General features: G+C 74.5%; 10 protein-coding genes and 1 pseudogene. 8 read left to right on the top strand and 3 right to left on the bottom strand.

Annotated elements, in window-relative coordinates:
- Positions 1–12: 12 nt before the first annotated feature.
- A complete protein-coding gene (locus tag AB0E62_RS16150) occupies positions 13–579 on the bottom strand; it encodes a hypothetical protein (RefSeq protein WP_362193073.1) in 567 nt (188 codons plus the stop codon).
- Between the two features lie 243 nt (positions 580–822).
- Between AB0E62_RS16150 and AB0E62_RS16145 the strand changes: the two genes are divergently transcribed.
- The 6 genes from AB0E62_RS16145 to AB0E62_RS16120 all read left to right on the top strand — a co-directional run bounded on the left by AB0E62_RS16145 (position 823) and on the right by AB0E62_RS16120 (position 7,313).
- On the top strand, positions 823–1,677 hold the full coding sequence (locus AB0E62_RS16145) for a bifunctional methylenetetrahydrofolate dehydrogenase/methenyltetrahydrofolate cyclohydrolase (RefSeq protein ID WP_359413938.1): 855 nt from the start codon (positions 823–825) through the stop codon (positions 1,675–1,677).
- Positions 1,667–2,161: a DUF3017 domain-containing protein gene (locus AB0E62_RS16140; protein WP_362193070.1), complete on the top strand. Its 495-nt coding sequence runs from the start codon at positions 1,667–1,669 to the stop codon at positions 2,159–2,161. The genes AB0E62_RS16145 and AB0E62_RS16140 overlap by 11 nt, the downstream gene beginning before the upstream one ends.
- Positions 2,162–2,386: 225 nt before the next feature.
- Positions 2,387–3,556, top strand: a complete 1,170-nt coding sequence (locus AB0E62_RS16135) for a sensor histidine kinase (protein ID WP_362193067.1) — start codon at positions 2,387–2,389, stop codon at positions 3,554–3,556.
- Between the two features lie 33 nt (positions 3,557–3,589).
- Positions 3,590–4,255 (top strand): response regulator transcription factor, encoded by a 666-nt coding sequence (locus AB0E62_RS16130; RefSeq protein WP_362193064.1) that lies wholly within the window; start codon positions 3,590–3,592, stop codon positions 4,253–4,255.
- Positions 4,256–4,365: 110 nt separating this feature from the next.
- Positions 4,366–5,997: a DUF2690 domain-containing protein gene (locus AB0E62_RS16125; protein ID WP_362193061.1), complete on the top strand. Its 1,632-nt coding sequence runs from the start codon at positions 4,366–4,368 to the stop codon at positions 5,995–5,997.
- A gap of 326 nt (positions 5,998–6,323) precedes the next feature.
- Positions 6,324–7,313, top strand: a complete 990-nt coding sequence (locus AB0E62_RS16120) for a malate dehydrogenase (protein ID WP_362193058.1) — start codon at positions 6,324–6,326, stop codon at positions 7,311–7,313.
- A gap of 246 nt (positions 7,314–7,559) precedes the next feature.
- On the opposite strand, the gene AB0E62_RS16115 is transcribed toward AB0E62_RS16120, so the two are convergent.
- Entirely contained in the window at positions 7,560–8,381 is an 822-nt protein-coding gene (locus tag AB0E62_RS16115) for a serine hydrolase domain-containing protein (protein ID WP_362193055.1), read from the bottom strand.
- A 60-nt stretch (positions 8,382–8,441) separates the two neighbouring features.
- Positions 8,442–9,839 carry an MFS transporter gene (locus tag AB0E62_RS16110; protein WP_362193052.1) on the bottom strand — a complete coding sequence of 466 codons (1,398 nt, stop codon included), beginning with the start codon at positions 9,837–9,839 and terminating at the stop codon, positions 8,442–8,444.
- Between the two features lie 99 nt (positions 9,840–9,938).
- Between AB0E62_RS16110 and AB0E62_RS16105 the strand changes: the two genes are divergently transcribed.
- Positions 9,939–10,856: a LysR family transcriptional regulator gene (locus AB0E62_RS16105; protein WP_362193049.1), complete on the top strand. Its 918-nt coding sequence runs from the start codon at positions 9,939–9,941 to the stop codon at positions 10,854–10,856.
- Positions 10,857–11,031: 175 nt separating this feature from the next.
- Positions 11,032–12,552 (top strand): annotated as a pseudogene (locus tag AB0E62_RS16100) (aldehyde dehydrogenase family protein).
- Positions 12,553–12,613 lie beyond the last annotated feature (61 nt).

The following is a 12,613-nucleotide window of genomic DNA, read 5'->3' as shown; positions in this document are numbered from 1 at the left end:
GGCGCCGACGCCTCAGTACCGGGGGCGGTTGAACCAGGCCGAGCCCTTGGAGCCACCGACGAAGCAGGCGATCAGGATGGCGAGCACGGTGTGCACCAGGCCGACGACGATGAACGGGTAGATGCCGAGGATCGCGGTGATGATGCCGTAGACCAGCGTCGTGACACGGACGCCGTTGCCGCCGTTGCCGAACTTGAGCGCCAGCATGATGGTGAGCACCGCCCAGGCCACGGCGAACAGCGTGAGCCCCCACAGCAGGCCGGACGAGTAGTCGGCGAGCCGCTGGAAGGCGGCGTCGTCCTTGAGGTCGTTGTCGTTCTTCGCGGCGTTCACGCTGACGGCGCTGAACGCGAACAGGGCGACGCCGATGACCTGGAGGGCGACGATCACCCACATCATCACCCGGGCCGCGCTGACGGTGCCGGGCATGGTCTCGGGCGCCGGGGGCATGCCGTACGCGCCGACGGGCGGCGCCTGCGGGTAGCCGTAACCGGGCTGCTGGCCCTGCTGCGGATGGCCGTAGCCCGGCTGCTGCGCCTGCGGGGCGCCGTAGGGGTTGTTCGGGTCGCCGAAACTCATGGCGGGACTTCCTCCGTCGTGTTGCTCAAGTGCGGGGACGACGCGCGGCACGGTGCGGAGGAGAGTTCTACAGAAATGCGGTCCGTCCCCCCGGTACTGCCCGCGGCACTGTGCACTCATCGTTCTTTAACAGCGTCTTACTTGTCCAGCCGGGCCGGGAGGCGTTGTGCAAGTGCAACATCAACCCGCGAGCCCCGGCACCCGGATTGGAACCTGGAGCGGGTCATCCGCGAGGATGGGGACATGACCGCCCAGATTCTCGATGGCAAGGCCACCGCAGCCGAGATCAAGTCCGATCTGACCGCCCGCGTGGCGGTGCTGAAGGAGAAGGGCGTCACGCCCGGCCTCGGCACGATCCTGGTCGGGGACGACCCCGGCAGCCAGAAGTACGTCGCCGGCAAGCACCGCGACTGCGCCCAGGTGGGCATCGCCTCCATCCAGCGCGAGCTGCCCGCCACCGCCACCCAGGAGGAGATCGAGGCGGTCGTCCGCGAGCTGAACGACGACCCGGCCTGCACCGGCTACATCGTCCAGCTGCCGCTGCCCCGGGGCATCGACGAGAACCGCGTCCTGGAGCTGATGGACCCGGCCAAGGACGCCGACGGCCTGCACCCGATGAACCTTGGCCGGCTGGTCCTGAACGAGCCCGCCCCGCTGCCCTGCACCCCCAACGGCATCCTCACCCTGCTGCGCCGCCACGGCGTGGAGATCAAGGGTGCCGAGGTGGTGGTGGTCGGCCGCGGTGTCACCATCGGCCGCCCGATGCCGCTGCTGCTCACCCGGCGCAGCGAGAACGCCACCGTCACCCAGTGCCACACCGGCACCCGCGACCTGTCCGCCCACCTCAAGCGCGCCGACATCATCATCGCGGCGGCCGGCTCCCCGCACCTGATCCGCGCCGAGGACGTCAAGCCCGGCGCGGCCGTCCTGGACGTCGGCGTCTCCCGCAACGCCGAGGGCAAGATCGTCGGCGATGTCCACCCGGACGTCACCGAGGTGGCCGGCTGGATCTCCCCGAACCCCGGCGGCGTCGGCCCGATGACCCGGGCCCAGCTGCTGGTCAACGTGGTCGAGGCGGCGGAGCGCAGTGCCGGCTGAGGACGCCCGCGGGCGCGCGGAACCGGCCCTGCGGGAAAGGCTCACCGGGCCGGCCGCGGGGGGCCGCGCGCGCCGCTTCCCGCGCGGCGGCGCCGGGCGGACACCGCCCCGCAGATGGCGCACGAAGGACACCGCCCGGCCCGAGGGCGGCGGCCGGGCCGCGCCCGGCGACGCCCCGGCACCCGCCCGGCAGTGGCCGCTGCTCACCGTCGTCGGCCTGGTCGCGGTCGGCCTGCTGGTGACCGCGCTGGACGCGTTCCGCGCGGGCACCCTGATCATCGGCCTGGCGCTGCTGGGCGGCGCGGTGCTGCGCTGGCTGCTGCCCGGCGTCGGCATGCTCGCCGTGCGCTCCCGCTTCACGGACATCGTCACCTACGGCGTCATGGGCCTGGTGATCGTCCTGCTGGCGCTGATGATCCAGCCCGACCCGCTGCTGAAGCTGCCCTTCCTGAAGGACATCCTGCACTTCACGGTCACCAAGTAGCCCACGCCGTACGCCAGGTGGCCCGCTCCTCCCCCAAGGACGCGGGCCACCCGCCGTATCCCCCCGCTCCCCTGACCCGACGCTACGGCCGTCCGCCGCGCCCCGCGTCCACCTCCGGGCCGAGCCTCCGTACCACCCGGGGTGGTAGCCGGGCGCTTCCTGCAACTTCCGCGGTACGGCGCGGGGTTGACTCCGGCCTCCGGCCGTGCGGGTTACCCTGCGGCGATGCGACCGAGGACCCCCCGCCCGCTCGTCGTGGACGCGCTGATCGCTTCGGCCATGGCCCTGGTGGCCGTCCTGCTCGGACGGGAGTCCCGGTCGCAGGGGTGGCCGGAACTCGACGCCCCCGCCTACCTCCTCGTCGCCCTCGCCCACCTCCCGGTCGCCCTGCGCGGCCGGCACCCCGTCACCGCGTTCGCCGCCGTCGAGGCCGCGGCGGCCGTCTACGTCACCCTCGGCTACTGGCCCGTGGTGTGCACCTTCGGCTGCCTGCTCGCCCTGTACACCGTGGCCGCCACCCGCTCGCTGCGCGCCGCCCTGGTCTGCGCGGGCTGTCTGGCCGCGCTCTGGGTGTACGCCGGCGTGGTCAGCCACACCCCGTCCATGGCGTCCGTGCTCGGCCAGGCGCTGCTGTACTGCTCGGTGCTGGTTTGGTTCGGGCACCTGGCCCGCCGCTCCGCCGAACTCACCCGTCGGCTGCGCGCCGAACAGGCCGAGCGGGCCCGCCGCGCGGTCGCCGAGGAACGCGGCCGGATCGCCCGTGAACTGCACGACGTGGTCGCCCACCACATGTCGGTCATCTCCGTGCAGGCGGGCCTCGCCCGGTTCGTCCTCGACTCCGCTCCCGCCAAGGCCCGCGACGCGCTCGGCACCATCGCGGACACCAGCGGCGAGGCCCTGGAGGAACTGCGCCGCATGCTCCACGTGCTGCGCGAGGAGGACCCCGGGTCCCCCGGCCGGGCCCCCATGCCCACCCTGGCCCGGCTCGGCGACCTCGTCGAACGGGTCCGGGCCGGCGGGCTGCCCGTGGACCTCGCCGTCGAGGGTCCCGAGCGCCCGCTGCCGCCCGGCGTCGAACTGTGCGCCTACCGCGTCGTCCAGGAAGCCCTCACCAACGCCCTCAAACACGCCGGTCCCGCCCGCGCGCGGGTGGAACTGCGGTACGGCGCCCAGGAGCTGACGGCCCGGGTCACCGACGACGGCGGGGGCACGGATCCGGCCAGAGTCCCGGCGGGCGCGGGTCATGGCTTGATAGGCATGCGGGAGCGGGCCAAGCTCTACGGCGGGGCGGTCTCGGCCGGCCCACGCTCCGGGGGCGGCTACGAGGTCCTGCTGACCCTGCCGACCTCGGCCGCGGGCCGCGGACGCGGCAGCGCGGCGGACGCGGAGCGGTAACGGGAGGCGCACGGCGGGGGGACGACCGGCGGGATGATCAGAGTGCTCGTCGTCGACGACCAGTTCCTCATCCGGGCCGGGCTCGTCGGCCTGCTGGAAGCGGCACCCGGCTTCGAGGTGGCGGGCCAGGCCGCGGACGGCGCCGAGGCCGTGCGGCTCGCCGCCGACACTCGCCCCGACGTCGTCCTCATGGACATCCGGATGCCCGGCGTCAACGGCATCGAGGCCACCGGACGGATCCTCGCCGAGGCCGCCGACCGCCCGCCGCGGATCCTGGTGCTCACCACCTTCGACCTGGACGAGTACGTGTACGGGGCGCTGCGGGCCGGCGCCTCCGGGTTCCTGCTGAAGGACTCCGGGCCGGAGCGGCTGCTGGCCGCGGTGACCGCGGTGGCCGGGGGCGACGCGCTGTTCGCGCCCAGCGTCACCCGGCGCCTGGTGGAGGCCTTCGCCCGGCAGCGGACCCCGTCCGGCCAGGAGGCCCCGCCCGCCCTCGACGCGCTCACCTCCCGTGAGGTGGAGGTGCTCAAGCTCACCGCGCGCGGCCTGTCCAACCCGGAGATCGCCGACCGCCTCTACATCAGCGAGGCCACCGTCAAGACCCACCTCAACCGCACGATGTCCAAGCTCGACCTGGGCAGCCGGGCCCAGGCGGTGGTGCTGGCGTACGAGACGGGACTGGTCACTCCCGGCTGCTGACGGACCGTCGTGTGCGTCCGGCTCCGGGAACTGGGATCCTTGGTCAATGCATCCCTGTGGGTGTCCGGGGTGCGCGATCGACAGCACGACCGGGGGAAGAGGGGGAACCCATGCCTCGATGGACAGCCTTGCCGGACGATCTGCACCCGCAGATCGAGGAGTTCACCGTCGGACTGCGGCAACTCGTGGACCGCAGCGGCCTGGACATCACGGCACTGGCCGACCGGACGGGCTACGGCACGACGTCCTGGGAGCGGTACCTCGACGGCCGGCTGCTGGCGCCCAAGGGCGCGGTCATCGCCCTCGCGGAGGTCACCGGCACCGCTCCGGGCCCGCTGACCACGCTGTGGGAGCTGGCCGAACGTGTCTGGAGCCAGGCCGAACTGCGGGACGGCAGCACGCTGCAGGCGCTGCGGATCGCGGAGGGGGAGAGCGACCGGAAGAGCGTCGGCAAGGGCGTCGTGAAGGGCCTCGGCCTCGGCAAGGGGCTGGGCAAGGGCACCGGTCCGGGTCTCGCCAAGGGCGCCGGCAAGGGGCTGGGCAAGGGCGCGGGGCAAGACCCCGGAGAGGAGCCGGGCAAGGGCTCCGGGACGGGCGGTGCCGGTACCGCCGTCGTCCCGGCGGCCGCCGGCCCCGGCGGGGGTCCGCCCGCCGTCCCGGCCCAGCCGTCGGCCCGGGACGCCGACACCGGCGCCCGGGATGGTACGAAGGGCGGCACGAAGGACGGTCCGGGGAGCGCGGGCGGCGCGGGCACGGCCACCCGGAAGGGCTCCGGCACCACCGGCTGGGCGAAGGGCGGCGGTGCCGGCGGGCGTACGGCGGAGGGCGGGGGCACGGCCGACGGCGCGGGGAAGGCCGCCGAGGGGAAGGCCGCCGGGGGCCCGCCCCGGGTCACCTGGCCGGTGGCCGGCGGCGGGGCGGTCACCGGCGGCGGCTCCGGCGCGCGTCCGGCCGACGGTTCCGGCCGGACCGGTGCGACCGGCGGCGAGGCGGACAAGCCCGTCAAGAACAGCTGGGGAGTGGCCGGTTACCGGGGCCCCTCGCAGGCGAGCGCCCGCCCGGGCACCTGGCCCGGGGTGCGGTCGGACGGAGCCGCGGCGACCACCCCGGCCACCCCGCCCCACGCCCTCAACGCCCCCGGCACCCCCGCCGGGCCGGACGCCACCCGGGCTCTCGGCACCCCGCCGGCCGGGTCCACGCCCGGTCCCGCCCGTACTCCCGCAGGGCGCCCCGGGCCGGCGGAGCGGTGGTCCGCGCGCCGGCAGCAGGTGGTGATGTTCTTCGCGGGGCTGATCGGCGTGCTCGTCCTCATAGCCGGTGTCTTCTGGTTCACCCACCACGACGGCGACGGCAAGGCCGGGAACGAGGCCAAGCCCTCCCGGTCGGCCGCCCCGGTCAGCCCGCCCCCCGGCGTCAAGTGCGCCGGCTCCGCCTGCACCGGCAAGGACGCCGAGGCCATGGGGTGCAGCGGCGACCTGGTGACCACCGCCAAGACCGCCACCGTCGGCACCACCACCCTGGAGGTCCGCTACAGCAAGGCCTGCGGCACGGCCTGGGGCCGGATCACCAGCGGCGTGCCCGGCGACTCCGTGCGGGTCACCGCGGGCAAGGAGCGGCAGACGGGCGACATCACCGCCTCGGGGGACACGATCGGGTACACCCCGATGGTCGCCGTGCGGAACCCGGCCCAGGCCAGGGCGTGCGCCACGCTCGCCTCGGGCCAGACCGGCTGCACGGAGTGAGAAATTCCGGTCCGCGTGCATAGGGCCCCAGATCCTGGGCACGCGAACCGTACCCCCACGGGAGTCCGGAACTCCGGCCCCCCTCCGGCGGCCGTCGTCGTCCCTCCTCTCCCGGACGGCGCACGGCCGCCGTTCGTTTCCGCCCCCACCACGGCCGGCCAGGCATTACGTCCCACTGGTCCCCTTGTGGGGTGAGCCACACGGCCCCGGGGGTCTCACATGCCGGATGCGCGATAGCCTGACCGCTGATCTCTCTTGATACCAAGAGATCGATCATCCGCCCGGGGCAGGGACGCCCCACCGCCAGCTGTCATACGGAGAACGCCATGACCCGCACTCCCGTGAACGTCACCGTCACCGGCGCGGCCGGCCAGATCGGTTACGCCCTGCTCTTCCGCATCGCCTCCGGCCAGCTGCTCGGCGCGGACGTGCCGGTCAAGCTGCGCCTCCTGGAGATCACCCCGGCGCTCAAGGCCGCCGAGGGCACCGCGATGGAGCTGGACGACTGCGCCTTCCCGCTGCTCCGGGGCATCGAGATCACCGACGACCCGAACGTCGCGTTCGACGGCGCCAACGTGGCCCTGCTGGTGGGCGCCCGCCCGCGCACCAAGGGCATGGAGCGCGGTGACCTGCTGGAGGCCAACGGCGGCATCTTCAAGCCGCAGGGCAAGGCCATCAACGACCACGCGGCGGACGACATCAAGGTGCTCGTCGTAGGCAACCCGGCCAACACCAACGCGCTCATCGCGCAGGCCGCCGCGCCGGACGTCCCGGCCGAGCGCTTCACCGCGATGACCCGCCTGGACCACAACCGCGCGCTGACCCAGCTCGCGAAGAAGACGGGCAGCTCGGTCGCCGACATCAAGCGCCTGACCATCTGGGGCAACCACTCCGCCACCCAGTACCCGGACATCTTCCACGCCACGGTCGCCGGCAAGAACGCCGCCGAGGTCGTGAACGACGAGAAGTGGCTGGCCGAGGACTTCATCCCGACCGTCGCCAAGCGCGGTGCCGCGATCATCGAGGCCCGTGGCGCCTCGTCGGCCGCCTCCGCCGCCAACGCCGCCATCGACCACGTCCACACCTGGGTCAACGGCACCGCCGAGGGCGACTGGACCTCCATGGGCATCCCGTCGGACGGCTCCTACGGCGTCCCGGAGGGCCTGATCTCCTCCTTCCCGGTCACCTGCAAGGACGGCAAGTACGAGATCGTCCAGGGCCTGGACATCAACGAGTTCTCCCGCGCCCGCATCGACGCCTCCGTCAAGGAGCTGGCGGAGGAGCGCGAGGCGGTCCGCGGCCTCGGCCTCATCTGAGCGTCCGAAGGTGACCCCGGCGGCCGGTGTGGGCTATAGTTGATCACACACCGGCCACCGGAACTCCCGGAAGCCGACTGTGCGTTGGTGGTCCAAGGAAAGACGCCCCGCTTCCTGCGGGGAGATGCAGGTGCAAGGCCTGCCCGGCGCTCCACACACGAGGTCCCCTCCCGCTGCGGCGGGAGGGGACCTCGTCGTTTCCGGACTCGTCGTTCCGGGGCTGTTTCCGGGCTCGTTGCTTGCGGCCTACGCCCGCCTCAGCAGCGCGATCCCGGCCCGGTCGGTGTCCTCCGGCCGCCCGTTCAGCCGGTGCACCACGGCCCCCCGCCCGTCCGCCATCGCCCCCGCGAACACGGACGCGTCCCCGGTCGCGCCGTTGTGCCAGGTGAGCGGACCCGCCGACTGCCACCCCGGGCCGGGCCCGCCCAGCCGCCGTTCCACCAGCAGCGCCACGACGAGCGCGGCGACCGCGCGCGGTGTCGCCCACAGGCCGCCCGCCGGGAGGACCGCCCCGTCCGTCGTCCAGGGCCGGCGCCGCGTCCCCGGCAGCAGGCCGGGCGCCGTCAGCCGGTGTGCGGGAGCGGGGCGGGCGGCCACCTCGGTGACGCCCGCCGGCCGCAGGACGTACGCCTCCAGCAGCTCCTCGTAGGCGGCGCCGCCCGCGGCGGACAGGGCGGCGCCGAGGACCGCGTACCCGAGGTTGGAGTACTCCTCGTCCCCCGGCGGGCGTACGGCGACGGTGTCCAGGCGGCGGACCAGCCGCGCCAGCTCCGCGTGGCCGAAAGCGGCGTACGGGTCGCGGCGGCCGAGGCCGGGCGGCAGCCGGGGGAGGCCCGAGGTGTGCCGGGCCAGGTGCAGCAGGGTGATCCCGGTGCCGGGCGGGGCCGGGAGCCACCGTTCGACCGGGTCGCCGGGTGCGACCACGCCCGCCTCGGCCAGCCGGGCGAGCAACGTGCCGGTCAGGGCCTTGGTGAGGGACCCGATCTGAACGAAGCGGTCCACCGCGTGGCCGCCGCTCACCCGGGGCGGGGCCGCGTCGGTCAGCACACAGGTGGGGATACGGCGCACGGCGGGTCCTTCCGGTCGGGGCCCGCATTGTGCGCCGCCGCCCGGGACGCACCGACCGTTTCAGGCCACCGGCTCCCGTGTCACGCGCGCCACCGGGGCCGACCGGGACGGGCGGCCGGGGTCCCGGTGGCCGATGACGACCAGGGCCGTCGCCGCCAGGACCGTCAGGCCCACCACCCGCAGCGCCGGTCCCATGCCGCTCGCGAAGTCGGCGTGGCCCGCGAGGGCGGTGCCGGCGACGGCGACGCCGAGGGCGGCGCCGATCTCGCGGGCCGAGGTGCCGAGACCGGAGCCGAGGCCCGCCTGGTGCGCGGGCAGGGACACCACCACGCCGAGGGTGAGCGCGGGCATGGCCAGGCCCGTGCCCGCCGAGATGACCAGCAGCCAGCAGGCGTACAGCGGGTAGGGGGTGTGCGCGTCCGCCGTGGACGCGGCCAGCAGGCCGAGGCCGATCAGCGCCAGCCCCGTGCCGACGACCGGACGCGGACGCGCCGACCAGCGGGCCGCGAACCTCGGGACCAGGGCCATGCCGACGATCAGCGGCACGATCGCGACCCCGGTCAGCGCCGGACCGAACCCCTTGACCTGCTGCAGGTACTGCGAGTTGACGAAGAACAGGGCGAACAGGCCGAAGAAGCCGGTCGCCAGGCCCAGCGAGGTCGCCCGCAGCCCGGCGGAGCGGAACACCCGCGGGTCGAACAGCGGGGCGCGCGAGCGCAGGGCGTGCCCGGTGAACGCGGCCAGCAGCAGGACCCCCGCCGCGAACGCGGCCAGGATGCGGGCCGACGTCCAGCCGTGGCCGGGACCCTCGATGATGCCGAACAGCACCGCGGCCAGGCCCGCGGTGAGCAGCAGGGTGCCGGCCGGGTCGGGGCTGCCCTGCGCGGAGCGGGCGGTGCGCGGGGTGGTCACCGCGACCGCGGCGGCGAGCACGGCCGCCAGCGGCACCATCGCGGCGAACAGCGCCCGCCAGGACAGGTACTGGCCGGCCAGCCCGCCGCCCAGGTTGCCCGCCATCCCGCCCAGCCCGATGGCCAGCGTCCAGGACGCCATCGCCCGGGCCCGGTGCCCGGGCCCGGCCAGGTGCACCAGGATCGACATCGTCGCGGGCGTGATCAGCGCGGCCCCGGCCCCGGACAGGCCCCGGCCGGCGATCAGCAGCGCCGGTCCGGGGGCCAGCGCACTGGTCGCGGCGCCCGCGGCGAACAGGGCGAGGCCGGCGAGCAGGGCGCCCTTGCGGCCGTGGCGGTCGCCGAGCGCGCCGGCCGGGATCAGCAGGCCCGCGAAGACGATGACGTAGGCGTCGACCGTCCACAGCACCTCGGTGTGCGAGGGGTGCAGGGCGGACGAACTCAGTTGCGGTATCAGCAGGTTGACGGCCGCGACCATGCTCTGTGCGACCAGGACGCAGGCGCACAGCGTGAGCAGGACGGGGCGGGTCAGGGCGTGCGCGGGCACGGCTCCTCCGGGAGCTGGTGGGTGGTGTGGGATGCGTCCTCACCGTAGGCTCGGCCCCGCCCTTACCTCCAGTGCAACCTTCGCAAGGAACACCTGCACATGACGCAATCCACCGGCCTGGACCTGAATCTGCTGGTCGCGCTCGACGTGCTGCTGGAGGAGGAGAGCGTGCAGGGCGCCGCCCGCCGGCTGCACCTGTCCGAACCGGCCATGAGCCGCACCCTCGGCCGGATCCGCAAGGCGCTCGGCGACCCGGTACTGGTCCGGGCCGGCCGACGCATGGTGCCGACCCCGCACGCGCTCGCCGTGCGCGCCGAGGTCGGCGCCGTGGTCGAGCGGGCCCGCGCCCTGTTCGCGCCGGGCCGGGACGCCGACCTGCGCACGGTGACCCGCACCTTCACCGTTCTCGGCCACGACATGATCGCCGCCACCCACGGCGCCGCCCTCCTCGCCCGCGCCGCCCGCGAGGTCCCCGGCATCCGGCTGCGCTTCCTGAGCGAGAGCCACACGGACGCCCCGTACCTGCGGCAGGGCATCGCCGACCTGGAGGTCGGGGTGATCGACTCGGCCGCGCCCGAGGTCCATGTGGAGACCGTGCACGAGGACCGCATGCTCGGCGTCGTACGGGCCGGGCACCCGCTGCTGGAGGGGGAGGTGACGCCCGAGCGGTTCGCCGGGGCGGCGGGGCACCTCGTCGTCTCCCGGCGCGGCAGACAGCGCGGACCCGTCGACGACGCCCTCGCCGCGCTCGGTCTCCGGCGCCGGGTGGTGGGCAGCGTCGGCAGCTATCCGGCCTCGCTGTTCACGCTGCGCGACACCGACCTCATCGGGCTGATCACCGAGTGGGGCCGCCCGCTGGCCGACGCCCTCGGACTGGTCGCCTTCGAGATCCCGCTGCCGCTGCCCACCATGACGGTCGGGTTCGCCTGGCACCCGCGCCACGACGCCGACCCGGCCCACGCCTGGCTGCGCGCCTGCGTACGGGAGCTGCTGACGCCGGGGCCGGCGACCGGTTAGCCGCGACCGGCCTTCCGTTTCCACCCGCTATGGCCCCCGTTTTCCGTGACCCCGCGCACGTTCGGCCCCGGATTCCGCATGCCCGGCCGGAGCCCTGGGCAGGCGGCGACGGTCCCCGAGCGTGACACGCGTGTGACACAGGGGCACGGAACAGGAACGGAAGGCAACACCGAACATGGCGGACAGAACGGAACGACAGCCCCGGGCGACCATCCACGCGGACGGGGAGTGGCTGGCGGCGGCCTCCGGCGCGACCCGGGAGATCCTCGACCCCGCGGACGCCCTGCCGTTCGCCGTGGTCGCCGAGGGGGACGAGAAGGACGCCGACCGCGCGGTGGCCGCCGCCCGGCACGCCTTCGACCACGGCCCCTGGCCCCGCACCCCGGTCGCCGAACGCGCCGCGCTGCTGCGCCGCGTCGCCGGCCTCCTCACCCGCGACCGCGAGGAACTCGGCCTGCTGGAGAGCCGGGACGCGGGCAAGACCGCCGAGGAGGGCCGCGTCGACATCGACTGCGTCGCCGACGCCTTCCGCTACTTCGCCGACCTGGTCGCCGCCGAGGCCCCCGGCCGGGTGGTCGACGCGGGCACGCCCGAGATCCACAGCGTGGTCGTCCACGAACCCGTCGGTGTCTGCGCCCTGATCACCCCCTGAAACTACCCGCTCCTCCAGGCCAGCTGGAAGATCGCCCCGGCGCTGGCGGCCGGCAACACCTTCGTGGTCAAGCCCAGCGAGATCACCCCGATGACCACCGTCGCGCTGATCGGGCTGCTCGCCGAGGCCGGCCTGCCCGCCGGGACCGCCAACCTCGTCACCGGCCCCGGCCACACCGTCGGCGCCCGCCTCGCCGAGCACCCCGACGTCGACCTGGTCTCCTTCACCGGCGGTCTGACCAGCGGAATCAAGGTCGCCCAGGCCGCCGCGCCCACCGTGAAGAAGGTCGCCCTCGAACTCGGCGGCAAGAACCCCAACGTGGTCTTCGCCGACGCCTGCGCCACCGACGAGGGCTTCGACACCGCCGTGGACCAGGCCCTCAACGCGGCCTTCCTGCACAGCGGCCAGGTCTGCTCGGCCGGCTCCCGGCTGATCGTCGAGGAGTCCGTCCGCGAGCGCTTCGTCGCCGAACTCGCCCGCCGGGCCCAGCAGATCAGGCTCGGCCGCGGCACGGCGGACGGCGTCGAGTGCGGCCCGCTCGTCTCCGAGCAGCAGCGCGCCAAGGTCGAGGCGTACGTCGCCTCCGCCCTGGCGGAGGGTGCCGTCCTGCGCTGCGGCGGCAAGCGGCCCGAGCCGTCCCCCGAGCGCCCCGCGACCGGCTGGTTCTACGAGCCCACCGTGCTGGACGCCTGCCACCGCGAGATGCGCGTGGTCCGCGAGGAGGTGTTCGGCCCGGTCCTCACCGTGGAGACCTTCCGCACCGAGGAGGAGGCCGTCCGCCTCGCCAACGACACCGAGTACGGCCTGGCCGGCGCGGTCTGGAGCGCGGACACCGCGAAGGCCCGCCGGGTCGCGTCCCGGCTGCGGCACGGCACCGTCTGGATCAACGACTTCCACCCCTATCTGCCGCAGGCGGAGTGGGGCGGCTTCGGCAGGAGCGGCACCGGCCGTGAGCTGGGCCCCGCCGGGCTCGCCGAGTACCGCGAGACCAAGCACGTCTACCAGAACCTGGCGCCGAAGCCGGTGCGCTGGTTCGCCGGCTGACCGCCGTTCAGCACCCGGCCGGCTCGACCCAGCCCACTGACCGACCCCCACCCGTCCCACC

The sequence above is a fragment of the Streptomyces sp. NPDC038707 genome, from assembly GCF_040636485.1.
GTDB lineage: Bacteria > Actinomycetota > Actinomycetes > Streptomycetales > Streptomycetaceae > Streptomyces.
Note: the sequence above shows the minus strand (reverse complement) of the source record. Positions and strands in the feature narration are given on the sequence as shown.